23 protein-coding genes are annotated in these 25,285 nt (G+C 39.6%); 10 read left to right on the top strand and 13 right to left on the bottom strand.

The features are described 5' to 3' along the window. Nucleotides 1-285 precede the first annotated feature (285 nt). The 4 genes from I6E69_RS09410 (at nt 286) to I6E69_RS09395 (ending at nt 6,180) form a co-directional block, all read left to right on the top strand. Nucleotides 286-522: a hypothetical protein gene (locus I6E69_RS09410; RefSeq protein ID WP_002959190.1), complete on the top strand. Its 237-nt coding sequence runs from the start codon at nt 286-288 to the stop codon at nt 520-522. A gap of 78 nt (nt 523-600) precedes the next feature. Then, on the top strand, nt 601-1,848 hold the full coding sequence (locus I6E69_RS09405) for an exonuclease SbcCD subunit D C-terminal domain-containing protein (protein ID WP_197121124.1): 1,248 nt from the start codon (nt 601-603) through the stop codon (nt 1,846-1,848). Next, on the top strand, nt 1,845-5,495 hold the full coding sequence (locus tag I6E69_RS09400; RefSeq protein ID WP_197121123.1) for an SbcC/MukB-like Walker B domain-containing protein: 3,651 nt from the start codon (nt 1,845-1,847) through the stop codon (nt 5,493-5,495). The genes I6E69_RS09405 and I6E69_RS09400 overlap by 4 nt, the downstream gene beginning before the upstream one ends. A 28-nt stretch (nt 5,496-5,523) precedes the next feature. Next, entirely contained in the window at nt 5,524-6,180 is a 657-nt protein-coding gene (locus I6E69_RS09395) for a class I SAM-dependent methyltransferase (RefSeq protein WP_197121122.1), read from the top strand. A 183-nt stretch (nt 6,181-6,363) separates the two neighbouring features. Here I6E69_RS09395 and I6E69_RS09390 read toward each other — a convergent pair whose 3' ends face one another. The 4 genes from I6E69_RS09390 to I6E69_RS09375 are packed head-to-tail and all read right to left on the bottom strand — an operon-like array spanning nt 6,364 to nt 9,325. Further along, the gene (locus tag I6E69_RS09390) at nt 6,364-7,845 is read right to left on the bottom strand and encodes a P-loop NTPase fold protein (protein WP_197121121.1); all 1,482 of its coding nucleotides are present in this window, start codon (nt 7,843-7,845) and stop codon (nt 6,364-6,366) included. Nucleotides 7,846-7,892: 47 nt separating this feature from the next. Beyond that, on the bottom strand, nt 7,893-8,285 hold the full coding sequence (locus tag I6E69_RS09385; protein ID WP_197121120.1) for an ACT domain-containing protein: 393 nt from the start codon (nt 8,283-8,285) through the stop codon (nt 7,893-7,895). Between the two features lie 19 nt (nt 8,286-8,304). Continuing rightward, nucleotides 8,305-8,868 carry a hypothetical protein gene (locus I6E69_RS09380; protein ID WP_197121119.1) on the bottom strand — a complete coding sequence of 188 codons (564 nt, stop codon included), beginning with the start codon at nt 8,866-8,868 and terminating at the stop codon, nt 8,305-8,307. A gap of 1 nt (nt 8,869) precedes the next feature. Continuing rightward, nucleotides 8,870-9,325, bottom strand: coding sequence for a YaiI/YqxD family protein (locus I6E69_RS09375; protein ID WP_002959175.1), 456 nt, complete (start codon nt 9,323-9,325; stop codon nt 8,870-8,872). Nucleotides 9,326-9,455: 130 nt separating this feature from the next. Here I6E69_RS09375 and I6E69_RS09370 point away from each other — a divergent pair, with 130 nt between their 5' ends. After that, on the top strand, nt 9,456-9,977 hold the full coding sequence (locus I6E69_RS09370; protein ID WP_007376693.1) for a lipocalin family protein: 522 nt from the start codon (nt 9,456-9,458) through the stop codon (nt 9,975-9,977). A gap of 209 nt (nt 9,978-10,186) precedes the next feature. Here I6E69_RS09370 and I6E69_RS09365 read toward each other — a convergent pair whose 3' ends face one another. From I6E69_RS09365 to I6E69_RS09355, 3 genes are read right to left on the bottom strand one after another with little or no spacing between them, the layout of a single operon-like run. Next, entirely contained in the window at nt 10,187-10,522 is a 336-nt protein-coding gene (locus I6E69_RS09365) for a DUF3325 domain-containing protein (protein ID WP_197121118.1), read from the bottom strand. Continuing rightward, the gene (locus I6E69_RS09360; RefSeq protein ID WP_197121117.1) at nt 10,519-12,120 is read right to left on the bottom strand and encodes a PepSY domain-containing protein; all 1,602 of its coding nucleotides are present in this window, start codon (nt 12,118-12,120) and stop codon (nt 10,519-10,521) included. The genes I6E69_RS09365 and I6E69_RS09360 overlap by 4 nt, the downstream gene beginning before the upstream one ends. Beyond that, nucleotides 12,117-12,458: a hypothetical protein gene (locus I6E69_RS09355; RefSeq protein ID WP_002959167.1), complete on the bottom strand. Its 342-nt coding sequence runs from the start codon at nt 12,456-12,458 to the stop codon at nt 12,117-12,119. The genes I6E69_RS09360 and I6E69_RS09355 overlap by 4 nt, the downstream gene beginning before the upstream one ends. Before the next feature lie 227 nt (nt 12,459-12,685). Here I6E69_RS09355 and I6E69_RS09350 point away from each other — a divergent pair, with 227 nt between their 5' ends. The 3 genes from I6E69_RS09350 (at nt 12,686) to I6E69_RS09340 (ending at nt 14,957) form a co-directional block, all read left to right on the top strand. Next, nucleotides 12,686-13,042 (top strand): VOC family protein, encoded by a 357-nt coding sequence (locus I6E69_RS09350; protein WP_002959165.1) that lies wholly within the window; start codon nt 12,686-12,688, stop codon nt 13,040-13,042. Nucleotides 13,043-13,192: 150 nt separating this feature from the next. Beyond that, a complete protein-coding gene (locus I6E69_RS09345; protein WP_138490136.1) occupies nt 13,193-13,774 on the top strand; it encodes a uracil-DNA glycosylase family protein in 582 nt (193 codons plus the stop codon). Nucleotides 13,775-14,078: 304 nt separating this feature from the next. Continuing rightward, the gene (locus I6E69_RS09340; protein WP_197121116.1) at nt 14,079-14,957 is read left to right on the top strand and encodes a bile acid:sodium symporter family protein; all 879 of its coding nucleotides are present in this window, start codon (nt 14,079-14,081) and stop codon (nt 14,955-14,957) included. A 316-nt stretch (nt 14,958-15,273) separates the two neighbouring features. Here I6E69_RS09340 and I6E69_RS09335 read toward each other — a convergent pair whose 3' ends face one another. Both I6E69_RS09335 and dgt read right to left on the bottom strand, forming a co-directional pair. Beyond that, nucleotides 15,274-16,923: a cell surface protein gene (locus tag I6E69_RS09335; protein WP_197121115.1), complete on the bottom strand. Its 1,650-nt coding sequence runs from the start codon at nt 16,921-16,923 to the stop codon at nt 15,274-15,276. A 72-nt stretch (nt 16,924-16,995) separates the two neighbouring features. Then, a complete protein-coding gene (gene dgt, locus I6E69_RS09330; RefSeq protein ID WP_197121114.1) occupies nt 16,996-18,462 on the bottom strand; it encodes a dGTPase in 1,467 nt (488 codons plus the stop codon). Nucleotides 18,463-18,624: 162 nt separating this feature from the next. Here dgt and I6E69_RS09325 point away from each other — a divergent pair, with 162 nt between their 5' ends. Further along, on the top strand, nt 18,625-19,845 hold the full coding sequence (locus tag I6E69_RS09325; RefSeq protein ID WP_197121113.1) for an alkaline phosphatase family protein: 1,221 nt from the start codon (nt 18,625-18,627) through the stop codon (nt 19,843-19,845). A 90-nt stretch (nt 19,846-19,935) separates the two neighbouring features. On the opposite strand, the gene I6E69_RS09320 is transcribed toward I6E69_RS09325, so the two are convergent. Together I6E69_RS09320 and I6E69_RS09315 are read right to left on the bottom strand one after the other, a co-directional pair. Then, nucleotides 19,936-20,679: a zinc-dependent metalloprotease family protein gene (locus I6E69_RS09320; RefSeq protein ID WP_197121112.1), complete on the bottom strand. Its 744-nt coding sequence runs from the start codon at nt 20,677-20,679 to the stop codon at nt 19,936-19,938. Between the two features lie 120 nt (nt 20,680-20,799). Further along, nucleotides 20,800-21,504: a hypothetical protein gene (locus tag I6E69_RS09315; RefSeq protein WP_197121111.1), complete on the bottom strand. Its 705-nt coding sequence runs from the start codon at nt 21,502-21,504 to the stop codon at nt 20,800-20,802. Between the two features lie 378 nt (nt 21,505-21,882). Here I6E69_RS09315 and I6E69_RS09310 point away from each other — a divergent pair, with 378 nt between their 5' ends. Next, nucleotides 21,883-23,040: a benzoate/H(+) symporter BenE family transporter gene (locus I6E69_RS09310; RefSeq protein ID WP_002959155.1), complete on the top strand. Its 1,158-nt coding sequence runs from the start codon at nt 21,883-21,885 to the stop codon at nt 23,038-23,040. Nucleotides 23,041-23,153: 113 nt separating this feature from the next. Here the strand turns inward: I6E69_RS09310 and I6E69_RS09305 are convergent, their stop codons facing one another. Further along, nucleotides 23,154-24,203 (bottom strand): DUF2955 domain-containing protein, encoded by a 1,050-nt coding sequence (locus I6E69_RS09305; protein WP_197121110.1) that lies wholly within the window; start codon nt 24,201-24,203, stop codon nt 23,154-23,156. Between the two features lie 10 nt (nt 24,204-24,213). Next, the gene (locus tag I6E69_RS09300; RefSeq protein ID WP_024595850.1) at nt 24,214-25,278 is read right to left on the bottom strand and encodes an HlyD family secretion protein; all 1,065 of its coding nucleotides are present in this window, start codon (nt 25,276-25,278) and stop codon (nt 24,214-24,216) included. Nucleotides 25,279-25,285: the final 7 nt, after the last annotated feature.

Below are 25,285 nucleotides of genomic sequence, written 5' to 3'. Positions count from 1 at the left end.
CAATAATCCTATGTATAAATGCCTCAAATTTGCAACAAGTAAATGAGCTAAAAGCCCACTCTACTGAACAAAAATACAGTGAAATTAGCTGAATTATTGGCTCAAATATTGCCGAACTTCCTTAATATTCGCTATTTTTACGATAAATGATAAATAGTTCAATTTTAGGTTGATCTTTAGTGCTGTTTATATTTAAAATCGCCAACCTTTTTATTTGAGGCAAATAAATTCGTCACATTTATCCTCAAATTAATATCGATTACTAGCAAGAAATGCGGTGGGCTTATGGATTTTTACATCCTAAAAAAACAACAAGAACTAATTGCGATTCCAGCAAGTGAGAATAACTGTAAGCAGTATCTCGATTCGGGTTATTTTTATATCGATAAAGTAGCAGCGTGCAACGAAACTAATGCACTAAAGGCGCTACACGCAAAACAAACTAAAACGTTAAAAATTCCATTATTAATGGCACTTTTAGCATTACCGGTTGTTTTTTCAGCTTGGTACAGTTTAACCTAAGGTAATGCACGGCTTAGGCTTGCATCTTTAACAGCCTTGGGTATATTGGCGCTCTTACGGTTTTATTAAGAGCGCGACATGAAAGTCCTCCACACCTCAGATTGGCACCTTGGCCAACAATTTTACGAACACGATCGCCGTGTTGAACATCAAGCCTTTTTTACATGGTTATTAGCCACTCTTGTTGAACAACAAATAGACTTACTTCTAGTTGCTGGCGACATTTATCATACAGCGACTCCAAGTGCTAGCGCCGAAAATCAGCTTTACCAATTTATTAAAGACGCCAAAAAGGCATGCCCACAATTACACGTAGTAATTATTGCGGGTAATCACGACTCTGCAAATCGTATTTTGGCAGCTCAGCCATTACTAGCGCAATTTGATACTCACGTAGTAGGGCGCTTTGATGTCGCAACACCCGATGAAACTGTTATTACCATAAATACCAATGGTAAACGCACTGTAATCGTCGCTATGCCATTTTTACGCGCAAGCGATGTAAGTTTACTTAGCCAAACCGAAAGCGGCCCTAGTTATGCTCAAGGCGTTGCAAAAGCTTACGAGCTTGCACTAGAACAAGCTACTAATATAAACGAGCAAAACTCACCATTAATAGTTATGGGGCATTTACACGCAAAAGGCGGGGATATCTCAAGTGATTCTGAGCGTAACTTAGTGATAGGTGGTGAGGAGTCTATTTCAGCCAATGTATTCGGTAAACAAGCCAACTATGTTGCCCTTGGGCATTTACACAAAGCGCAACAAGTCGCTAAAAGCGATATTATTCGCTACAGCGGCACACCTATCCCTATGTCGTTTTCAGAGCGTAACTACACGCACCAAGTAAATGTTGTTGAGTTTATTATTGATGAAAAACAACATATTAGTACAACTGTAAACCCCCTTTACATTCCGCGCTCTGCCGATGTAATTATTTTACCAAAAGGGGAGTGTGTGCCATTAAGCGAACTATGCGAGCAAATTAAAGCGCTCGACACCGCACAAAATACAATAGCGCCTTATTTACGGGTAAAGCTTAAATCAAGCGATACCGACACCACCTTCAGAGAACAAATAGAACAAGCACTTGAAGGCAAGCATATTAAATTTTGTGGTATTGAACGTGTACGTGAGCAATCAGCGCAAAATGATGACAACACCGTATTTGAAGATTTAAGCGAAGTTGAAATGCTCAACCCACTAAACCTATTAGAACAAGCATTCGCAAACGATAAAGACATGGCAGGGCAAAGCGTACCCGATGAGCTAAAAGCACTTTTAAGTGACGTGATAAACGAGCTTACGGAGCAAGAACAACTATGAAAATAACCGCAGTTCGTATTCATAATTTAGCTTCAATAGTTGATGCTGAAATAGACTTTACTCAAGCCCCATTAAAAGATGCAGGCTTATTTGCGATAACAGGCGATACCGGCGCTGGTAAAAGTACTTTTTTAGATGCGATATGTTTAGCCCTTTATACAAAAACAGCGAGGCTACGCGGCGATAAAGGTAACTTAATTGAGTTTAACGGCGACAGCATTAAGCTTAATGATGCGCGAAACTTGCTACGCAGAGGTACATGGGAAGGCTACGCCGAGGTCGACTTTTTAGGGCAAGATAAACAGCTTTATCGTGCGCGCTATACAATTTCACGCACCCATAAAAAAGTAACAGGCAAACTTAAAGTAGCAGAGCACACCTTAGTAACCCTGCCAGAGCAAACCTTAATAGCAGACAAAAGCCACACAATAAAAGAAGTTGAGAGCAAAATAGGGCTTAACTTTGAGCAGTTCTCCCGTGCCGTACTTTTAGCGCAACATGAGTTTGCTGCATTTTTAAAAGCCACTGGCGATGAGCGAGCACAACTTTTAGAGTGTTTAACTGGCACCGATAAATTTAGCCGTATTGGCGTGCGTATTTTTGAGCGCCATAAAGAGCAAGTAGCAAAGCTTGAAGCGCTTAAAGCAGGCCTTGAAAGCTATACCTTATTAACGAGCGAAGAACTTGAGCTACAACAAACCAAGTTAACCGATTTAAAAGCGCAAACCGAACACACTAAAAAAGAGCTGACCAAAACCGAAAAAGCACTTAACTGGTATCAGCAAGCTACAGTGCTTGAGCAAAATTTACTGCAGGCACAGCAAACCCAGCAACAAGCAAGCTCAGCGCTTGAAAGTATCGTTGTTCAAAGCGAGCAAGCAAAACAAGCTAAACAAGCGCTTGAAATAAAAGATAACCGCAGCCGTTTTACTCAATTAACCGATCAAAATACGGCGTTAGAGCAGCAAATAACATCGCTTAAAAGTGTTGATCATTTAGCGGTAATTAACGAGCGTAACACCGCGCTTGCTAAGCATACTGAGCTACTTAATAACGCCAATGAGCAAAAACAAAATGCAGCGCCCGTTATAGCAAAAGCGAGAGAGCTCGACAGCAGCATTGCTTTGCAAACCCAAGCTGTAAAAGGCACTGAGTCGCAAATAACAAAAGAGCAATCACAGTTTGATGAGCTCAATCAGCAGCTTAAACAAAGCAATAACGAGTTAGAACTCGCTAATACCGACTCAACTAAAAGCCAAAAATGGCTTAATGAGCATGCACAGCTGCACGTTTTAGCAAAAGACTGGAGCTACTATCAGCAAAGCTTTAATACTTACTTAAATGCACAGCAGCAATTAACCGCAAACGGTGCGCAAAGCCAAACTCTTAATACCGAGCTTGCAGGTCAGAGCGAGCGATTAAATACACAAAATAATAAAGTGCAGCAGTGCGAGGCGTTACTTACGAGCGAGCAGTCAGCTTTGCAGGTTTTAAATACTCAGCTTAATGAATTTAATGCAGAGCACTGCGACGCGCAGCTAAAAAGTATTGATTACTTAAAAGAGCAGCGAGAGCGCTATAAGCAATTTAATGCAGAACTAAAACAAAGTACTCAACGCCAACAAGTACTTAATCAGCAGCTAAATGAAAGCCAGCAAGCCCATGCTTTACTTAATCAGCATTTAATAACCAGCGAGCAAGCACTTAAAGGCAGCGAGTACGCACTTAACCAAGCGCGCTTAAGAGCCAGCGAAAACGTAGAGCATTTACGCACTGAGCTTCGCCCTAATGAGCCTTGTTTAGTGTGCGGCGCAACTGAGCACCCGTACGCGGTAAACCAAAATCAGCAATTAAATAACTTAATTATTGATTTTGAAAATGCTTTTAATATAGCTAAAAAGCAATTTGACCATGCACAAAGCGAGCTGCATAAGCACCAAACTCAACATGCTGTGTTAACTGCTGAACACGGACAACTTGAGCAAATAATACAAACAGCAAAAGCCAAACAGCTCGACATTAAAAATACCATGCAAGGCGCACGTAATGAGCTTAACGACTTAACGCCTGATCAGCTTGAAGTAACTTATAAGCAATTAACGCAGCAAAAAGCGCAATACTTTGAGCAACAAAAACGCCAACGTACACTGCAAACCAAAGTAAACGAGATACAAGCAGCACTTAAAGCAGAGCAGCAAGTACAGCAGCAACTTAGTAATAAACACCTTGAGCTTACACACCAGCAAAACCAGTTAACGAGTAAGCATAGCGAGCTAAGTGCGCAAATTAACGAGCTGGGTACAACGCTCAATAATCAATTTGAAAACAGTGATTTTTGGCAGCAATTACAAGCCAATACGCTTGAACTTACCGAGCTGAACAAGCAGGTTACGCAGTATCAGCAAACTCAAACGCAACTTGAGCAAAGCCAAAAGCGCCAAGACACAGCTAATGAGCAAATAAAGCAGCTTAGCCCGCTTGTTAGTAAAAACGAGCAATCGTTAAAAGCACTTAATGAAGAGTTTGTAAAAGCTAAAGCGCTATTAGACGCGGTACAAAGTGAGCGCTCAGCTTTATTTAATAATGAGCAAATAAGCGCAGACGACTATCAAACAAAACTCACAAGTGAGCAAGAGCAAAAGCAATCGCAGGTTCAAGCGAGTCAAAAAGCCTATGACGACGCGATAAAACAACGAGATGAACACGCTATAACGCTTAAAAATGTGGAGCAACGCTTACTTGAAAACAGCCAAGAACTAGCAACACTTGAGGCACGTTATAACCAGTGGTTTGCTGACTTTAAAGCGCAATACAGCGACGTTACGCACGAACAGGTCAAAATTTTACTAACGCTAAGTAGCGAGACTATTAAAGCGCATTTAACTCAGCACGAGCAGTTAACTCAAGCGTTAACAGATGCAAATGCCGCATTAAAACAGCAGCAACTTACGCTTGAAAAACACAACAGTAGCGATAAGCCAACACAAAGTGCAGAGGCTTTAAGTACGCAATTAAGCAGCTTAAATGAGCAACAAACGCAGCTGCAAAATTCATTACTAGCAACTAATACCGCTATTGAGCAACACAACCAAAACGCAAAGGCGCTTGAAGGCAAACAAGCTGAGTTAACTACGCTTAAAACACAGGTAGAGCAGTGGCATTTGCTTAATAAAGTATTGGGCGATGCAACGGGTAAAACTATGCGTAACTTAGCGCAAACACAAACGTTAAAAATATTACTGCACTATGCCAACAGCCATTTAAAAACACTCAACAAACGCTACGAATTAACCGCCATAGCGCAAACGCTCGACATTGCAATTATCGACCGCGACATGGCCGACGAGCAACGCTCTGTTAATACGCTCTCGGGCGGTGAGTCATTTTTAGTATCGCTAGCGCTTGCACTTGGTTTAGCATCGCTTTCGTCTAACAAAGTACAAATCAATTCTTTGTTTATTGACGAAGGGTTTGGTACGTTAGATAGCGAAACCCTAAGCATTGCAATGGACGCTTTGGATTCTTTGCAAGCACAAGGCAGAAAAGTAGGCGTTATATCGCACGTAACACAAATGAGCGAGCGTGTAGCCACTCAAGTGCATGTAGCCAAAAAGCCAGGTGGATATTCCACAGTTGAAGTTTTATAAGCAACATTACTGAAAACAAGGAGATACAATGCCAACGTTTACAGGCGAGCAAGCAACACAATACGATAGCCGCATAACCCGTTTAGTTCCTGGTTATGAATTATTACATCAGCTCACTAATGCGCAACTACAAGCAACGCTAAGCGATAATGCACATATTTTGGTAGTAGGGGCAGGCACAGGCAAAGAAGTACTTGCACTGGCTGCACTAAACCCTACATGGCAATTTACTGCGCAAGATACATCAGCCGATATGCTTGCTATCGCACAGCAGCAATTTGATGAACAAGGCATAACAAGCCGCGTAGATGTACATAATGGCCCCGTTGATAAGTTATCGGTTAAAGCCGATGCCGTTTTATGTTTATTAGTAATGCATTTTTTAGAAGATAACGGCGATAAAAAAGAGTTATTAAAAGCAATTAAAGGAAGCCTTAAAAAAGACGCCAACCTTTATATTGCAGATTTAATGCGCCCTGAAACTTCATTTGAGCGCGAAGCCCAGCTTACAACGTGCGCGCAATTGGGTTTAACCGAAACAGGTAAAACACAAACAGGGCACGACTTAGAGAATGAGTTTTACCCGCTTGATAGAATGCGCTTTAGCGAATTGCTAAATGAGTGCAAATTTGGCATTCCGAAGCTGTATTTTAAAGCCCTAGGTTTTAGCGGATATGTAGTTTAAGTTTCACAAGCTAAACAAGCACCCGCTATTTAGCACCAATAAAAACACCGAGTGAACAAACTCGGTGTTTTTATATAACCCTCTCTACACCCCGAAGTTTCTCTAAGCGTAGGTCGGTTAAGCGAAGCGCCACCCGACGGGCTAATATTAACATCACTCAGATTTAACCTAGTGACCTTTTTATTATTCTATATGTCCAGAAAGCTCAATTATTTTTTGATAATCCTCCCACATCCAATAGTTACAATTATCCTGGTCTTTATAGCTTATCATTTCAGAAATTGAGCTTCCTATATTATGGTTTTTACCAAATCGCACTTCTGCAAAATTCTTAGCTTGGATGCGAAGCACAGTGCGTAGTTCTGAATACTCTCTACGGCTATTATATGAGTGGCAGATTTTACTAGTAGTAGTAGTTACACAGGCAAGCATTGAATGGATAAATTCTTTTAAATGGCTATCTAACAATGATCCATCATGAAGGTTTATTGATATGGCTATATCACTTGAATTTAGTCTTATTTTTTGTTCTTTATTTTCTAGATGCTGCTCTACTAACCCAACTATAAGTACTATTGTATTTATAAGGCTATTTGGCATAGAGTATTGATTAGCTGCATAATCTAAACTTGCGAAGAACCTACCTAATATTTGCTCAACATCTCTTAACTCGATCTTGTTTGCCTCAAATAAAGCTGCAAAAACAGTAAGGTTATTTTTTTGATCTTCTTTAAAAGGGTAAAGAAGTACGCTACTGCTTTTATATTTATTAAAATCCAGATTTCTAGAAAGTAAATAATCAATCAAAGACACTGGTGGTAAACTAACTTTCCGATCGAAAAAACGACGTAAATAGAGCTGTGCGTCAAAGTCAGCTCCATATATTGACCTTACGGAATGCTCTAGTACCTCAGTATTTGTAGCGACTAAAAAGGTACAACCTTCAGTTTCAAAAAAGTGCTTTATTACTTCTAAAACTTCAACAGCATAATTAGGTCTACATCTATCTAATTCGTCAATTAGAATTACAATTGGAATGTGTAATTCATAAATTATCTTAATGAGCTCAGATAAATAAGTAATATGTTCCTTAATATCTTTAACAGCTTGAATAGAGCTAATATGATTTTTTTGAACTTCTTCAGTATATTTCTGAAATTGCTTAGAGTCGTTTAAGTCCGGTGTAACCTCTACAATTTTAGAGATGGCTTTCACCCCTGAAATTAAAGAGAGATCCCCCGTAAAAGCTGTCGCTGGCTCAGCGTACTTTAAGCATATGCCTAACTTACTTTTTAACTTATTAAATATGGTTTTTGCTTTCCCGATCTCGACAGCTTTTCCGGTGGGAGCCTTTTCTTCAAAAACATACTCAATTTGCTGTAATAATTCACTGCAAATAATAGCAAGAGGATTATTTGAAAAGTCACTTTCCCAAACATCAATGTATACAACAGGATGGTTACGTTGAGCAAGCTCTACATACAAGCGTCTAATAAATTCTGTTTTACCAGAGCCATAAATACCATTCAGATTGAGCACACGGCTTTCTGAAGTTAAAAACTGGGCTATGAACTGACCATATTCTTTTCTATTCGTTTTACATGTATCCCAATTATACGTGTCTTTCCATTGATTAAACTTGCTAGCGTGATTTGAAACATCCATATATTTTTCCGTATATTTTTAAATAGTATCTATAGTTTACAAAAATCCTAACCAATCTCTCCAAGCGCTTTCATTGCAGCTTGTGCTTTATCTGTTTGTACAAAAATATGGTCGTGATAAAACGCAGCTACCACATTAGCACTTATATTATGCTCAGTGAGCTTTGCAGATACTGCAGCGGTTAAACCGACTGCCTCTAAGCTTGAATGTACATTAAGAGTAATTAAATTATATTTACCCTCGTAAGTAATACCTGCTTTATCGGCGGTTTCAGCTTTTAAAATAAGGGTTAGCCCTTCTTCTTCAACATAAGTGGCAAGTGGCTCTAAATGAACATAATCAGCCAATTTCCCTGCTAAGCAACAAAAAATATACTCGCCTTGCTTTAGTGCTGGCTGCATTGATTTTAATAATTCGTTTAACTCTAAAATTCCGGCCATGATCGTTCCTTACAATGTGTTATTTAGTGCCTTTTAGCTGTGCGACTAGCTCGCTTAATCTCGCTATTTTTATATTACTTAGTTGCCTGTAATCAAAATATGGGCACACAATAATGTTGTTAGTTGTGTCTATTGCAAACTCGTCGTCGAGCCAATCAAATTGTGCATGTAACTTACCTTGTTGTAATAAGTTTTTAGCGTGCGTACGACCGGCAATTATGTGTAACTGGTTTTTATTGCTAGTAGCTTTATTTGCACACGTAATAGTAATGTTGGGCGCGCTAAATAGCAGGGCGTTTTTACTATTTTTTTGCAGTAAATACTCATCGCGATATTGTTGCCAAGTAGGGGCTTGTTTAGCAAATGAATAATGCTCACTTGGCAGGGCAAATAGCACTTTTGCGTACACGTTAAACACTTTGCGCCAACCATTACCACAGTGCTGGTTTATGGTATTTATTTGCTCATTTATAACCGGTTCTAGGCATTCAAGTGTTTTAAAAAACGGCATTGGCGGCGCTTTTGCTACGTATACCGCCACGCTAAATTGCGTATCACCTAAGCCAACTAATTGGGTATTCAAGTTAGTTAGCCTTGTTTTGCGCTAAAATACGGTCAAGGTTATTTGCAAAGTTTTGGCGATCGGTTTGGCTAAGTGGCGGCGGCCCACCACTCATTTCTACGCCACTTGATCGCATGGTATCCATAAAGTCGCGCACGTTAAGTATTGAGCGGATATTCTCGGTGGTATAAAGCTCGCCACGTGGGTTGAGTGCTTGCCCGCCGTTATCAATTACTTCACTTGCTAGCGGAATATCGCCTGTAATAACTAAATCGCCTTTTTCAACACGTTTTACTATTTCGTCGTCGGCTACATCAAACCCTGACGATACTTGAACGCGGCTTATGTATTTTGACGGCGGAATACGCATTGCGTGATTAGCCACTAAAATAGTCTCGATTTTCATACGCTCTGCAGCTCTAAAAAGTATTTCTTTTATAACAACAGGACACGCGTCTGCATCTACCCAAATTTTCATGCTATGGTCATTTTTATTGCTTTAGAATTAATATGATCCTATAGCAAATTTTTTTAATCGGCTAGCAAACTTTATATCCATCTATATTTAGATAATACGTACTATTTATGTAATTTAAAAAGGAGCTTACATGAAGGCTATAAAATACGGTTTACTTATTACAGGGTTGTTTTTTCTTAGTGCCTGCACCAGCCCTCCAGAGGGAATAACACCCGTTAAAAACTTTGATATACAAAAATATAAAGGCAAATGGTTTGAAATAGCGCGGCTCAATCACTCATTTGAAGAAGGTATGGAGCAAGTTACCGCGACTTATTCAATTAACGACGACGGCACAGTAAAGGTCCTTAACAAAGGGTATTTAACGGATGATAAAAAATGGGATGACGCCGAAGGCTTAGCCAAGTTTGTTGAGGGCACCGACACCGGGCATTTTAAAGTCTCGTTTTTTGGTCCATTTTATGGCGCTTACGTGATTTTTGAACTTGACCAACCCGATTATCAATATGCATTTATAACCAGTTACAACAAAGATTACTTGTGGTTTTTATCGCGTACACCAACAGTTAGCAAAGAGCTTAAAGAACACTTTTTAACTAAAGCTAAAGAGTTGGGCTTTGCTACCGATGAAATAATTTGGGTTGAGCAATAAACAATGTAAAGCCCCTTTACAGTAGTAATAAAAGAGTCACCTAACTGTAAAGTAACTTAAATATATTATGGTTATATTGTGTGTACTTGCCGTGAGACAGTAAGTATTGGAAACACTGAATATCCCCTATTGTTGGCAAGCTATATAGCTTGCCATTTTTTTTGCCTAATCTATGGGAAAGTAACGGATCACGTTTTTACTAACTAAGGCTAGTTTAATGCTAAAAACAACCCACTTAGTACAACTAACACGCTACTTAAAACACTAAACCACTTTACGTAGCCTACTAAAAAATTATAAAAAACCATTATAATTAAGACACTTAGGCTCATAAAGCCGAAAAATAGTAATGTTCCATATCCACCTTGAGTAACTATACAAAGCACCAAGCTTAGTAAAATACTGATCCAAGCAGCTAATAGCAGCTTTTTACGTTGGGATTCTGTAGGGCGTTTTTTAAATACATCTTTAAAATGATTATACTTAGCCAACGCAAAACAGTTAAAACTGAGCAGGCATAGGCTAAACCCAAGTAAATCAATCATGGTTTTTGCCTTTTAAGGTTATTAGATTGACTAGGGCTGATTATTTTTGAGTTGTTTTTAGCAGTACGTAATTTTTCGGTTTGTATAAAAAACAATATACTAAATAACAAAAACAGTGCATCAAAAGTAAATAAAGCCCACTGTTTGTGCATCAAATAGCTAACTAGATTACCGTTAGTTGTAAGTGCATTAATAACCGGTACGCTTAAACATGCAACAGCATTTATAGCTGCCATAACTCGCCATTGCAGTGTGTCGCGCTTTATAAGTGCTAAAAGAGCAACCGCTAGCCATGTTAAAAAGAACGCGAGTATTTCTTTATCGGCGCGCTCTGCGGTAGTTGGGCTAAGTAGTCTGTTAGCAATAAAAAATGCACACGTTGCCAGTGGAAGTCCCATAATAGTGGCTAGGTTTAACCCTTCAACTAGTTTTAAACCAAACGAAGGTTTAACGTTATTTTTAGTTCGCTCGCGAATTCGTTTAGCCCACATAATACAGCCAGAGCCAATCATTACACAGCCTGCAATACCGCCTAATACGTATAACCAGCGCAACAACCACGTAGCTAAACGTCCTGTATGCATTGAATTAAGTGATTCGTAAAGCGCTTTGCTGCTAGTTAGCTCGTCATCAGTTTTAGCGACCATTTGCCCTGTAGCACCACTAAATATTAAGCGTGGTGCTTGGTCACGTAGTGTTTTACCTGCGCTTACTAATACGGTAATTGTTGAAGCCGCCATATTTGGTTGATTAACTTGTACGCGAGTAATATCTGCATGAGGCCACTTAGTATAAACCTGATCCAAAATACGTTGTATTGGCACCATTGACGATTCGCCTTGGGCTTTATCGGTCATGGTGTTGCGAGGGGTTACATCGTTAAAAAAGCCACGCATGCCGTCATCATAAGACGTTTGCGCAGGGTAGGGAAATAACATAAATATGAGCGTAATCATGCCCGTGTAAGTAATCATTAAATGAAAAGGCAGGGCAAGCACAGAGCTTAAATTGTGGGCATCTAACCACGTACGGCTACCTTTATTACGTCTAAAACTAAACATATCTTTAAAAATACGCTTATGAATAACCACACCCGATATAATGGCAATTAGCATAAAAAAGCTAGCAAAGCACACAATCCAGCGTGCGGTTATTGCATCCATGTAATGTAAATCATAGTGCAGCCGATAAAAAAAGTTACCGCCTTTAGTATCTACAAAGGGCTCAAGTTCTTGCATGGTATTAGGGTTTAGCTGTGTGTTTTCAAACTTACTGCGGCGCTGACCTGGCTCTTTTGGTTTTGCATAACCATAAATTAAATAAGGAATGCGTGGCTCAGGTAATGTAATACGCCAGCTTGATGAGTTAGCTCCATGGCTAGCTAGGTAATCGAACCCTGTAATTATTTGTTGTTTTTGCGCTTCTATACGCTGTGTTTGGGCTTGCACATTATGTATGGCTGGTTGATTCCATAAGGTTATTTCGTCTCTAAAAAAGCTAAGAGTCCCTGCAAAAAATATTAAATATAATAACCAACAAACGAGTAACCCTACCCAAGTGTGCAACCAAGTCATCGATCTGAAAAAGCTGTCTTTCATACCCAACCCTTCAGTAATGCAAGCAATCCAATGAACGCTCCCGTACTTAGTAAAATACTGATCCACACTGTTTTTAATGATTTAACGCTAAAGGCATAAATAAATACAACGGCATAAATTAAAATGCTGATTGAAACACTAAACAGCACAGCGTCTTGTTTAGCTATTGGCAACACAAAGCTTAATAACGCAGTGCTTGCAGAGGTAAAAGCATAGCCACCAATTATGGCAATAAAAAAACGTAAAAATACCAAAACTCGATAACTGCTTACGCTTTTTACTATAAGCGCAATCACGTTAACCTTATCGAATGGCGCACTGTGCAAAGGTGCCTGCATAGTTAATTAATCCCTTTATTTAAAGCTGAGGATAAAACAAAGGCGCTATTATATATGTTACAAATACAAAAGATAGTTATTCTCATTTGTGATATTTAATTTTTAAGTAAGTTATGCGTACTTAGTTACTTAGTAAAATACTGATCTGATATTATTTAATGATATTGCACAGTCTCTATGTAAAGCTTAATGTTAATAAACTGAGTAAAAATAAAGAGTGAATAACTATGAGCGATCACGAAAAACTAAATTACGTTGAGTTCCCTGCATGCGACTTACCCGCAACTAAGGCCTTTTTTAGTTGTGTATTTAATTGGCAGTTTACTGACTACGGCCCAGAATACGCGGCGTTTAGTGACCAAGGGCTTGATGGTGGCTTTTTTAATGCGCCGCTTAAATCGCTAACTCAAAACGGTGCTGCGCTATTGGTTTTTTATAGTAACGACATTCACGCCACGTATAAAAAAGTACAACTGCATGGTGGCACAATATTAAAACCTATTTTTGAATTTCCGGGTGGTTGCCGGTTTCATTTTGCAGAGCCGAGCGGCAATGAATTTGCTGTATGGGCCGAGCAACACTAGGTTTTACAAGGCTTGTAGCGCGAATGAGCTTAAAGATCACGATTTTACTAACTAACGCTCGTTTTAATTAAAATAAACCGATTTTTTACCAACTCATTTATCCTAAATGGCCATTTAGGATAAATATTAAGCATTTAAGGCCAAATAAACATGAATAGTCACCAATTAATAGAGCAAGTTAGTAAATGCGTGATCTGTGAACCTCATTTACCTTTAGGGGCTCGCCCTGTTATACAATTTAACCCAAACGCACGCATTTTAATTGCAGGGCAAGCACCTGGAATTAAAGTTCACGAAACAGGTGTGCCGTTTAATGATGCAAGCGGAAACCGCCTGCGAGAATGGCTTGGGCTAACAAGGGATGAATTTTACGATGCTAATAATATAGCCATTTTACCTATGGGCTTTTGCTACCCGGGTAGGGGTAAGTCGGGTGATTTACCACCGAGAAAAGAATGTGCCCCAGCATGGCGCGAGCAATTATTGGCTGCACTACCAAATATTGAGCTGACAATAGTATTAGGTAAATACGCGCAGGCGTATCATTTACCGGAGACTAAAAAAATGCCACTTACGGAGTTAGTAAAATCGTGGCGTGAGTATTGGCCAAATTATTTAGTGCTTCCACACCCCAGTCCGCGTAATAATATATGGCTTAAAAAGAATCCATGGTTTGAACAAGATGTACTTCCGGAACTAGATAAGCACGTTGCTGCTATTTTAAATAAGTAATACTTCTAGCATTAGGATTTATTGTAAAGGGGCTTTATACCAATCCGCAGTAATACTTAATCATTTTGCGGGGCTAAACGTGTCGCTACCTGTGTTAAAAAACTCTCATTTACGACTGCATGGATGCAGAAGGTAGAGCAATGCAGGAGCAATTGCCGAGAACAACTAAATAGCGAATTTTTTGCCTAGCTATCAACACGTTTTTCCATCCTCAAAATAGATCACTTAATTAAGCGAATTGGTATACAGTTAACTTAAAAATTAACACTCTAATTAAAAACAATAACAAACGAGGCTGTCTAATTTGAATGCATCTATATTAACTGAAGTAATACTTCCGCTCGCTCTTGCACTTATTATGTTTGGTATGGGTCTTGGGCTCACAACAAACGATTTTACTCGTTTATTTAAAAACCCGCTTGGCATTGTCATGGGTTTAATAGGCCAACTTGTAGCAATGCCTTTATTAGCATTAGGGCTGTGTTATTTACTTAACCTACCAACGCCTATCGCTATTGGTTTAATGATATTAGCTGCCTGCCCAGGCGGTACTATGTCAAATGTAGTAAGTCAGCTTGTTAAAGCTAATTTAGCGCTTTCGGTAAGTTTAACCGCTGCCTCTACCGCAATTAGTATAATAACCACACCGTTTATTATTGGCTTTGCTATGAGCCAGTTTGCCCCAGCGGACGATGCTAGCTTTTCTATTTTAACAACATCGCTTGGGCTATTTTTTATTACCTTAGTGCCTGTTGCTATAGGCATTTGGTTACGTCACTTTAAAAGTGATTTTGCCATTAAAGCAGAGCCGTTTTTTAGACGCTTCTCGTTGTTTTTTATGCTTATGATGATTGCCGCACTAGTAATAAAAGAGCGCGATTTATTAGTTAACTCATTTAACAACGTATTTTGGGCGTGCATAGCACTTAATATTGGTTCAATGGTTGTTGGCTGGCTAATTGCTAAATGTTCAAAATTAAATTTAACTGATTCGCTAACGCTTTCAATTGAGGTTGGAATTCAAAATGCATCGTTAGCTCTTTTAATCGCTATTAGCTTTTTAAATAAACCAGAATACGCAGTTACCGGTGGCGTGTATGGCCTTGCCATGTTTATAGGGCCACTGTTATTAATTGGCGGGTTAAAGCTTAAAAATAAACGTACCGCTAGGGCTTTTAACTAGGACTTTTAATTAGGGCATGTTGACCACGTTACTTTAATTTATGGCTGCGGATAACGTAGCCGTAAACTCCAGCCTAAAAATACCACCAGTTAAATGTATGCACTGCACCCATCGCGTCAACAAGTTGTAGGCTTATAAAACACTCTCAAGCTTGAATATTGCGCCAGGCGCTGAGCTTGCTCGCGCAAGGAGCGAAGCTCCTAATCACTGAGGCGCATTCTAGGGGGATAAGAGTGTAAGTAATATGGTAAAAAAGCAGTTAATTATTTGGTTACTAAAACAGCGCCTCAAATATGAGGCGCTACTTTAAAATTTACTATTTGGTTTGCATGTTTTTAGCGCGTTCTTCTGCATCTATTAATGCTTGGGATTTAGGCGCGCGTTTTTTCTCTTCTATTTTGGGTTTTTCAGTCGAGTCAGGATCCCAGCTTGAGTCTAACGACAAGTTAGCAAATGGATTGTTACTGTCTGCTTTTTTAGGCTCACTTTGTGGATCATCAACTGGCGGTGTTGTTTGTGCTTGATCAGGTGTTGCGCTTTGTTTTTTAGGCATCGGCTTTTCACCAGGTAATGGTGCATCTGGGTTAAATGTACGCACCTCTGGTTCTTTAAAGTCTTGCTCTGTTGTATATGTAGTCGATTGAGCGTCAGCTATCTGCTCTGGTACGTGTAAATCTACAACAGGCTCACTCGCTGTTACTGGCTCAGGAGTACTAATAACCGGCTCTACAGTGTTATGTTCGGCTTCCATTGGCGCAGATTCCGTTACTTGCGCTGTATGGTGCTTACGCTGTTTTTTTTCAGGCTTTGCATCTGGGTCAAAGTCGCGTACCTCTGGCTCATTAAAGCTGCTGGCATTTTTAATGCGCTCTAAGGTTGTCTTGGCGGCGGCTTCAAACTCAGCTGTATTAGGCTCAGGTTTTTGTTTTACTTCGTTAAACGTAGCGGTACTTGTTTGCTCTAAAGTATCTGCTGGCTCTATTTGTGCAGGCTCAATTTCTCTTGTTTGCGATGATGTAACTACGTTGTTTTGCTCATCTGAAATTTGCGGTGGTGTATGTTCAATATCAGCATTTTGTGCAGTGTTCGTAGGCTCTAAAGGCTCTTCATTAGCCTCTACGCTGCTCTCAACTGGTTTATTATTTTGAGTTACTTCGTTGATGACAACAGGCTCAATCTCTGGCTCTTTTGTAGTTTCAGGTTTAGCTGGCGTAGCAATTTTTTCTGATTTAACTTCAGGTGGAGCCGCTATAGTCGGTTCTGCCATCGTTTTGCTTTGTTTTGCACGGCGCAAGCGCACGACGACCATAGCGCCAATAAGTACCACTATAACAAGTATTAAAGTGGGTAAAAGTAACGAGCTTGGGCTTTGTGCTACAGGTTGCGGCGCAATTACAGGCGCTGGTTTAATTAACACCGGTGCTGGTTTTACAAGTACAGGATTTTCAGGCGTAGGTTGAACGTTTTGCTCTGGCGTTGCCGGTTTTACTTGCTCTATCACAGCTTCGTTTTTTTGCTCTGTAACTACTTGCTCAGGTACTGCTGTTGTTGGCTGTGCACCAATTACTATTTCGTTACTATTGCTATTGATATTTAGCTGATCGTTTATTTGTTGTTTTTGATCATTAGTTAAATTAAGGGTTTGCTCGTTGATGCTATCTTTAACAGCTTCTTCAGTGGGTTGTATTACAGGGGCAGGTTCAACAATTTTAGGTTGCGGCTGAGTAATAATGGCTGGCTCTGGCTCTATTATTTGTGGCTTTGGTTGTGCTTGAATTTCTTTTGGCTTATTACAGTTGTTTTTGTAATCACGCGCTGCCTTACGATATTTTTGACTCGCTTTATTATTACTGTTTTGCTGCATTTCTTGTTTAATTAAAATACACATAGCTTCGTTGTATGCAGCACTTTGCGCACTATAAAGTAGGGCAAAGCAAAGGGTAAATCTAATTAGTTTTGATATCATAAAGTTATGCGCGCTTAAATATTAATAGTTTGATTTTAAGCGCAAAATTGAAAATTATCCAGAGTAATACGACTAATCAATAACCATAAGGCTGCGATATTCATCGTAAGCAAATTGGTCGGTCATACCGCTTATATAATCTTGAATTAATCTACAGCGATAATAAAATTCATACGCTGCAAAGTGATCGGGCTCTTCTTGCATCGCATCTATTGCGTGTTGGTAACTATTTAAGTGCTTTTTAGAGAGCTTTTTAACAAGTCGCGACTCAATTAATAAACGTGAATCGCCATTTAGAGCGCGCCTAAAGTCATCGCTGTTCAATTGCAGTAGCGGTTTGTAGCAATCTAGCAAGCCATTAATTATTCTATAACCTTGCAGCTCTAATTTTTCGACTTCTTTATTTGAAAAAACATGCTCAAGTGCCACTTGCTTTAGCAATTTGGTTACAGCGTGTAGATGGCTCCTATCTTCTAAAAGTGCTTGGTTAAAATCGCCATGATAAATAGGTTCTATGTTCTCAATAAAGCGTTTTGCAGCATGTCCAACTAGCGGATGTAAAAGTGCTACGCGCAGGTATATAAAAAATTCGCTGTTAAAATTATACGGTTGTGCTTTGGCGCGTTCATGTGCGTAGTCAACTGCTTTATCTACAAAAGTTTGGTGCTCTGTGTCGTCTATTGTTAGGTTTATGAGTGCTTTTTTATAATGACTTTTAATCTGTGTACATAAGAATTCGGTGCTTATGATCCCTTTTTCAACAGCATCCTCTATATCGGCTAGGCAATACGAAATGTCGTCGGCGGCTTCCATTATATAACTTGCAGGATGGCGGCAATATGGCTCAATAGTGAGCTCTTTTTGTAGTGCTTCAACAAAGTTTTTTTCGCTGTAGTAGTAACCCACTTTCTTCATTAAGTAGTTTTTATTTTGGGGTATGTCTTTTACATCAAGCCCAGCAGGGCGAGTGTATTTTAAAATACCAGCACTTTGGCTGTAAGTTAAATTAAGCGTTTGCAACGAATGAATTATACGTATGCCTTGAGCGTTGCCTTCAAAGTTACAAATATCAAGCGCAAGGTGTTTAAAAACAACACCTATACCGGTATTGGGCTCTTTGCAGCGCTCGGGTGTTACGCTTGCTAGGTTGTTATTAAACCAGTGGTTTATTGCCGCTTCGCCAAAATGTCCAAACGGTGGGTTGCCTATGTCGTGCATTAGGCAGGCCATTTCTACTAAGCTTTCTAGGGGGCGTTCTAGATCGGTTAAGCCGTAATCTTTTTGTTGTTGGTAGCTTAAATTAGCAAAAATACGTTGCACTATAAAACGACCAACCTGTTGTACCTCAAGCGAGTGAGTTAAGCGCGAACGAACAGCTGCGTTGCGCTCAAGCGGAAACACTTGTGTTTTTTGCTGAAGCCTGCGAATAGCGGCACTGTTAATAATCCGGCCACGGTCGCTTTCTAGCGCCATTTGTAAGTTAGAGGTTGTGCGATACATTCGTGCTGGCGTTATTTTTTTACTAAAATCTATGGTCATCTTTATACTTATCCTTTTTACAATTGATGACTGGCATAGTTTTTAGCACATAGTCATTTGTCTTTAATATACAGGGTTTAATCTATCAGTTTGTATCATAAAGTAACAACTTGCTTTAAAATAATTTTTTGAGTAATTGTTGTGCATTTATAGGTGTTTATAATGAAACAGTGGATTTTAAAGGCAGTATCAATTTGCCTAATGTTAGGAATGAACAGCGCATTTGCTGCAAAAGAGCAAACTGTGGTGCTTGTATCAATTGATGGCCTGCGTTGGGATTATATTGAAAAACACGGCGCACCAAATTTAAAAGCAATGGCCGAGCGCGGTGTTCGCGCACAAAAACTAATACCTGTTTATCCGACTAAAACGTTTCCTAACCATATTTCTATTATTACGGGCTTACTGCCAGTAAATCATGGCATTGTTGATAATAGCTTTTGTGATAAAGCGCGTAAAAACGACTGTTACAGCATGGGCAAAGCATTGGGCGATAGCACTTGGGTGAAGGGGATTCCGCTTTGGAATTTAGCAAAAATGCAGGGACTTAAATCGGCTACTTATTTTTGGCCTGAGTCAGATGCGTTATTTAACGGCATGACACCAGATTACTTTTATCACTATTCTAAATACAGCGATTACCAAAGCCGTGTTGATCAAATTATTCAGTGGTTAAGTTTACCAAAAGCACAGCGCCCACGTTTTATTGCGAGTTACTTTTCGCTAGTTGATAGCATGGGTCATGAGTTTGGACCAGACGCACCACAAACGCGAGATGCAGTTAAACAACTTGATGAATTAATGGGGCAATTACAAACTCGCTTAAGTAAATTAGAGCAAGAGGTAAACTTAGTTATTGTCTCGGATCACGGTATGGCGAGTATAGATCCAGATAAAAGCATTGATGTAACCACACTACCTCAAGATGAAAACTTTTTAGTTAAAAACACCGGTCCACGTTTACTTATATACACTCAACCCGATGCAATAAATGCGGATATAGCCGGCTATAAAGCTCGTTTACAAAAAGCAGCAAACGGTCGTTATAAAGTATTAACTGACGAGCAGTTAGCAGCGTATCATTACAATAAAGGCACCCGTGTAGGCGATATTGTGGTGCAAACTACAGCGCCAGCGGTATTTACCAATGGTAAAAAACCAACCTATTTAGGGACTCACGGTTATGCATATACCGAGGATATGGCTGCATCATTTATTGCTGTAGGCCCTGCATTTAAACAAGGTGTAAGCCTTAAAGAAGTGAGTAACCTTGATATTTACCCAGTACTTGCAAAAGTGATGGGGCTTAAATTGTTAAACAAAGTAGATGGCAATGGTAAAACATTAATGCCAGCAATTAAGCAAAAAGTGGTTGTGCATTAGCTTAATCTATAAGAGCGCGTAAGCGCTCTGCAGGGAAGAACATGTTAAAACTTTAAAGTGGGCTATTTAGCCCACTTTTTAATGCGTTACTTATTTAAAGTTAGCAATACTTGTTTTTGTAGCAGTAACCGTGCGAATTGCATACGCTTGGTTTGTAATACCAAATGCAATACCATTTACGCTCCAGTTAGGGTTAGAGAAGTAATCGTACTGAGTTGCGCTACCGTAAACGTGCGGGTAAGCCATAATGCTTGCAAACTCATTTTGTACGCCATGACCCATGCCATCAACATATACACCGCCAGATGTGTCACCTTGTTTGCGTGAATGCGCTAAACCTTGGTTATGACCAAGTTCGTGTACAAATGTAGTTGCACCACAATCAATTGCAGTGATTGAGTACATACGGCTGCTCATTGAGCTATATAGATTGCCATTAGTGCCTTGGCCAACCCATGCTAAACCACATGAAATAAGCCCATTGCCAGCACTTTGGCCAGTACCTAATACGGCAATCATGTCGGCTTTCCAATCGCTGCGTAAACCATCTACGTAGCTGCTATTTGTAACCGAGTCTAACCAATCCTCAGACGGCGTTACTGCGTAGTCACCTAAGTTTTGTTTGCCAGCTAAGCGTAGTGTTATATCAACGCCATTTTGGCTATATACCTGATTACTAAAAGCAATTAGTTGATTTATTTTAGTGTCAATATTGCTAGTTGCAGCAGCTGATTGGTCGGTATATAAAATACCGATATCGATTGTTTCTGCTTGCGCAACACTTGCTGCACATAATGCCGTAGCCAGTGCGGTTGTTGTGATTACTTTTTTCATTATTGTATTTCCTTACTCTTGTTGTGGTTGGAACTGTTTTTAACTTGGTTGAGATCATAAAAAGCAGACACACGAAAGCTGCCTTATAGTGCGGCTTTAATTGCTTTTTATACTTTTTGGTTAGCCATCAATTTTTGGTGCAAATATATCGATGCTTTTATCTGATTTGGGCTTTGGTGCGGCTACTTCATGCTCTATGTGGCTTTTATATAAATCGCGTTTTGCTGCAATCCATCCGTACTTACCTTTACTTTCGAATACATAGTTGCCTGAAGGTGCAGTAAATTGGCCATATACGGCATCTTTACCTACCGTTAAAACGGTATTATGCATGCGACCGTCAACACCCACTATTTTACCAAATATGCTCTTATCGCCATTTTCAGACTCAACCACATTAGTCACTTCTGCGGTGAATGTTTCGGCTGTTTGCGGAATAGCTAAATCAAAGTTTTCGCCAGTCTCTAACGCCTGTAAAGAATTTAAATCAAACTCAATATAGGCCTCGTTATGTAAGTCGGTAGGTAAAACTTTTGCGTTTATAAGCACTTGCTTTGCTTTGTCGGATAGGCGATTTACGGCATCAAATTCTTCAAACGGTAAGCTGTTGTCAGGGGCAACAATGGGTTTTACGGTAATTGGATCTTTACTCATATCAATAGGTGCAGGGGGATGTGTATTGCGCGTTTTTTGTAAATCAATAGGAACAAAATCAATAGCAACAGGCGCGATAGGTTCGCCCGTTTCATCTGCATTAAAAAATAGCCCATAAACTGCAAATGCCGATAATGGTATAGCAATTAGTAAGACGACAGAACTCTTCATTTGTTTCTCTTTTAGTGTTTTTGGTTAACTATTTGTTACGTTTTATATTATTAAATGGATTAGATCAAGATAATAAATGTAACCGAAAAGAATTATTTCTTAATTTTATAATTCCTTATAAAATATAAGGATATTTATTTTTGGTGTGTTTTTTGCTCTTTTTAGTATTGGTTTTTAGTAGTGTTTACGCGGGCTTTGGCGCAGTTATAGGTACTTGTTTGTTTAGTTAAATACAATGGTTAAAAGTGACTTTTTGACGTTAATTACAATGAAAAATAAAAAGTGAATTTATTTCACCTTTTGTAAACCAATCGCTAATTGCAATGCATTTATCGGGCACGTATGTTGTGTGCTGCATAAATGCATTACGAGGAATTTATGAAGGTGTCTGATCAGTTGCTTAACCGAATTACAGCAGGACTTGTGGCGGTAATTATTGGTTTTTCGAGTTCTATTGCATTAATTTATCAGGTAGTGATAACCCTTGGTGGTACGCCCGATTTAGTAGCTAGTTGGATTTTAATGCTCGGTTTAGTGATGGGCACAACGTCAATTGGTTTATCGTACTATTACAAAGTACCTGTTTTAATTGCGTGGTCTACCACGGGAGCTGCATTACTTATTTCAAGTGCCCAAGGGTATAACTTAAACGAGGCTATTGGCGCGTTTATGCTCAGTGCATTGCTCGTGTTTTTGTCGGGGGTTACGGGCTGGTTTGAAAAAATAATGAACCGTATTCCAAGTGAGCTTGCATGCGCCATGTTGGCCGGCGTGCTTGTTACCTTTGGTATCGATGTGTTTAATTTTATGAACGACATGCCTTTAGTAATTGGCTTAATGGTCGTTATGTACTTTATTGGTAAACGCTTTTTTGCCCGCTTTGCTATGTTAAGCGTGCTTATTATAGGTGTATTACTCGCTTGGCAAATGGGCCATATTGATACCAGCGCGCTGCACTGGAAAATGAGCGAATTTGCTTATATTGAACCCGCTTTCCACTTGCAAGCATGTATTAGTATAGGCTTACCACTTTATATAGTTACCATGACTTCGCAAAATTTACCGGGTATTGCGGTTTTAAAAGCACATAAATATAAAGCGCCTATATCTGCATCTCTTAATGTTACTGGCTTTGTAAATATGCTTAGCGCTCCTTTTGGAGCCTACTCTATTAATTTAGCCGCGATTACCGCAGCTATATGTATGAGTGATGAGGCGGATAAAAATCATGATAAACGTTATTGGGCGAGTATAGCGGCTGGCGTATTTTATATTTTAATGGCGTTGTGCGCAGCTACATTAGTTGGCTTGGTAGCAAGTTTACCCCAGGCACTTATTTTAGCTTTGGCGGGCATTGCGCTATTTGGCACCATTGCTAATAGTTTGCAGCAAGCCCTTAGTAGTACTGAATATACTGAGGCCGCAATAGTCACTTTTTTAGTAACTGCATCTAACTTAACACTGCTTTCAGTGGGGTCGGCTTTTTGGGGGATTATAGCGGGTGTGCTAACGCTTATTATCACCAGGAAAGACTAAAAACTGTGAATATGTAAAGCGAAATTATTGCTCATATAGATGATTAAAATAGTTTAACCAAGCTTATTAAAAGGCTGCAATTGCAGCCTTTAGTTTTACATAACAGGGTTTATCTAATCATAAGTATGATGGCGAGTTACGCTAAACCGATTAAGTATATGGTGCATAACATACACAACACATAAGCTTAAGATTATAGCCACAGATACCGAACTCAACCGGTACATTGCACTATAAACAAGATCTTGGCCTGGCCCGAGTGAATTTCCAAACAAAATACCAAATGTAGTCAATACACCAAAACCAATGCCAGGTATGCCTCCGCCTAAAATATGAAAGCGCGCAAAAACAAACGAAAGTATCCACAAAATAGCCATCGGAAAAAGTAAAAAATCAGAGTGACTATACAAAAATAGTTGCGATAGTAACGCTGCATTACAGCCTATAAGCGTTCCAATTGCTCGCTGCCAACCGGCCATACCTGCAGCTTTCCAGCACAACGAAAATAAAATAAGCACAGAAGCTGCCTGCGCAGATATTGAGTCCTGTAAATCAAGAACCTGAAAAACAACAAAAGAGAGCGTAGCCACGGTTGAGCATAACAATACCTCATGGCGAATACTTTCTTTTGCTTTAGCTGGCATTACTCGCCCAGGCCTTGCGGTTACATCAGGAAATAGGCCATGCATTAATGCTCCAATAATAACGGTTAAGAATATAGCCAAACCATTAGTTAAGATTAACGGATAAATACTGCTTCCTTGATCAACATAGCTGGAAAAATGTAGCTGAATAGAAAGACTGATTACGCCTAAAGCGCCAAATAAAAAGGCACTACCGCTACTCATTTTATGAAATAAAAAGCAGAAAACACCAAACACTAACAATGTCATAACGACTGGCAAGTGAGAAAACAATCCCTGCATTATCAGCACTATAAGTGCGCTAAATGCAGCAGATGCTATAAATTGATTTATAAGCCCACGACTTAACGTAGGTACCATGCCCAATATCAACATAGGATAAACGGTAAAAAATATACCATTGGGCCAGTTCATTAATTTACTAATAGTAAAGCCAAGGGTACAGCCACCTGCAATGCGCAATGCTTGGCGAAGGCCATTGGAGTCTAATTGTGGGCCTTGGCTAACAATTTGAGTCATAAAGCCTCCATTAATAAATGTAGTGTAACCAGCTAATAAACCTGATTTGTGCAGAGCCAAACCATTGCCCAATTGTTGATTCTGGTAATAACTGTACTGTTGCACGTGAGCCACTAGGCATGTTTGCTATTAAGTCTTGATGATTAATGAGCTTTAAGTGAATGCGTTGACGCTGTGCATCACGCACCCAGCGATTACTGGTTTCTGTTGTACTTAGTAAACCATTAGCACTAAGTTGACCACTGCTAACGCCTGCTTCAAATGTTTCAAGTATTGCGTCGTAAACTTCACCTGGACGGCTATCAAATACTACGCGCGCTTGGGTGCCTTGCTTCATATTTGAGAGTGACTTTTCTCTAAAGTCGGCAACTAAATCTGCCTTTTTAGCGACAATAGCTAATAATGGGCTGCCTGCAACTGCGTATGCGCCGTCTAATAATTGTAAGTTAGCAACTACGCCGTCACTTAATGCGCGCACTTTTGTGTAGGATAAATTTAGCTCAGCCTGTGCTAACTGGTTAGCAGCGTGGCGCATGGCTAAGTTTTTGTTACCTGAGTCACCTCTAGCTAAAACCGCTTCAGCTAACTGCGCTTCAAGGGCTGCAACATTTGCTTTACTCGCTTCAAAATTAGCACGAATGCTTTCAAGTTCTTGCTCCGATATAGACTTTTGCTTATAGAGCTTTTCGCCTCTGCTTTTTAATAGTTTTTGCTCATGCTGTTTAGCGTTTGCAGCACTTATTTGTGCTTCAAGCGCTTTAACATTGGTATCAAGGCGTTTATTTTGTAATTTGGCATCATCAAGGGCGAGTTGAGCTTGTTCTTTAGCTAAATTATATGGGCCTTCATCGATACTAAATAATATATCGCCTGCTTTAACTGATTGGTTATTACTAACTTGCACACTAGTGACTCGGCCACTAATTTGCGGTGATATTTGCACAACAGGGTGATAAACACGTGCTTGTGGTGTCACAGGCAAAACCATATCGGCCACTAAATAGTAAATAAATACTAAGATAAACCCTATGAGAGAAAACCTTACATAGCGTGCAAACTTTTGATCCGGTGTCATTTTTAGC

It is taken from the genome of Pseudoalteromonas sp. NZS100 (genome assembly GCF_015864815.1).
Taxonomy (GTDB): domain Bacteria; phylum Pseudomonadota; class Gammaproteobacteria; order Enterobacterales; family Alteromonadaceae; genus Pseudoalteromonas; species Pseudoalteromonas distincta.
This window is presented reverse-complemented; position numbering and strand designations above follow the sequence as displayed.

Coding starts and splice junctions, on each gene's coding strand:
- I6E69_RS09410 (WP_002959190.1), top strand. CDS start 286: ATGGATTTTTACATCCTAAAAAAACAACAAGAACTAATTGCGATTCCA.
- I6E69_RS09405 (WP_197121124.1), top strand. CDS start 601: ATGAAAGTCCTCCACACCTCAGATTGGCACCTTGGCCAACAATTTTAC.
- I6E69_RS09400 (WP_197121123.1), top strand. CDS start 1,845: ATGAAAATAACCGCAGTTCGTATTCATAATTTAGCTTCAATAGTTGAT.
- I6E69_RS09395 (WP_197121122.1), top strand. CDS start 5,524: ATGCCAACGTTTACAGGCGAGCAAGCAACACAATACGATAGCCGCATA.
- I6E69_RS09390 (WP_197121121.1), bottom strand. CDS start 7,845: ATGGATGTTTCAAATCACGCTAGCAAGTTTAATCAATGGAAAGACACG.
- I6E69_RS09385 (WP_197121120.1), bottom strand. CDS start 8,285: ATGGCCGGAATTTTAGAGTTAAACGAATTATTAAAATCAATGCAGCCA.
- I6E69_RS09375 (WP_002959175.1), bottom strand. CDS start 9,325: ATGAAAATTTGGGTAGATGCAGACGCGTGTCCTGTTGTTATAAAAGAA.
- I6E69_RS09370 (WP_007376693.1), top strand. CDS start 9,456: ATGAAGGCTATAAAATACGGTTTACTTATTACAGGGTTGTTTTTTCTT.
- I6E69_RS09365 (WP_197121118.1), bottom strand. CDS start 10,522: ATGATTGATTTACTTGGGTTTAGCCTATGCCTGCTCAGTTTTAACTGT.
- I6E69_RS09360 (WP_197121117.1), bottom strand. CDS start 12,120: ATGAAAGACAGCTTTTTCAGATCGATGACTTGGTTGCACACTTGGGTA.
- I6E69_RS09355 (WP_002959167.1), bottom strand. CDS start 12,458: ATGCAGGCACCTTTGCACAGTGCGCCATTCGATAAGGTTAACGTGATT.
- I6E69_RS09350 (WP_002959165.1), top strand. CDS start 12,686: ATGAGCGATCACGAAAAACTAAATTACGTTGAGTTCCCTGCATGCGAC.
- I6E69_RS09345 (WP_138490136.1), top strand. CDS start 13,193: ATGAATAGTCACCAATTAATAGAGCAAGTTAGTAAATGCGTGATCTGT.
- I6E69_RS09335 (WP_197121115.1), bottom strand. CDS start 16,923: ATGATATCAAAACTAATTAGATTTACCCTTTGCTTTGCCCTACTTTAT.
- dgt (WP_197121114.1), bottom strand. CDS start 18,462: ATGACCATAGATTTTAGTAAAAAAATAACGCCAGCACGAATGTATCGC.
- I6E69_RS09325 (WP_197121113.1), top strand. CDS start 18,625: ATGAAACAGTGGATTTTAAAGGCAGTATCAATTTGCCTAATGTTAGGA.
- I6E69_RS09320 (WP_197121112.1), bottom strand. CDS start 20,679: ATGAAAAAAGTAATCACAACAACCGCACTGGCTACGGCATTATGTGCA.
- I6E69_RS09315 (WP_197121111.1), bottom strand. CDS start 21,504: ATGAAGAGTTCTGTCGTCTTACTAATTGCTATACCATTATCGGCATTT.
- I6E69_RS09310 (WP_002959155.1), top strand. CDS start 21,883: ATGAAGGTGTCTGATCAGTTGCTTAACCGAATTACAGCAGGACTTGTG.
- I6E69_RS09305 (WP_197121110.1), bottom strand. CDS start 24,203: ATGACTCAAATTGTTAGCCAAGGCCCACAATTAGACTCCAATGGCCTT.
- I6E69_RS09300 (WP_024595850.1), bottom strand. CDS start 25,278: ATGACACCGGATCAAAAGTTTGCACGCTATGTAAGGTTTTCTCTCATA.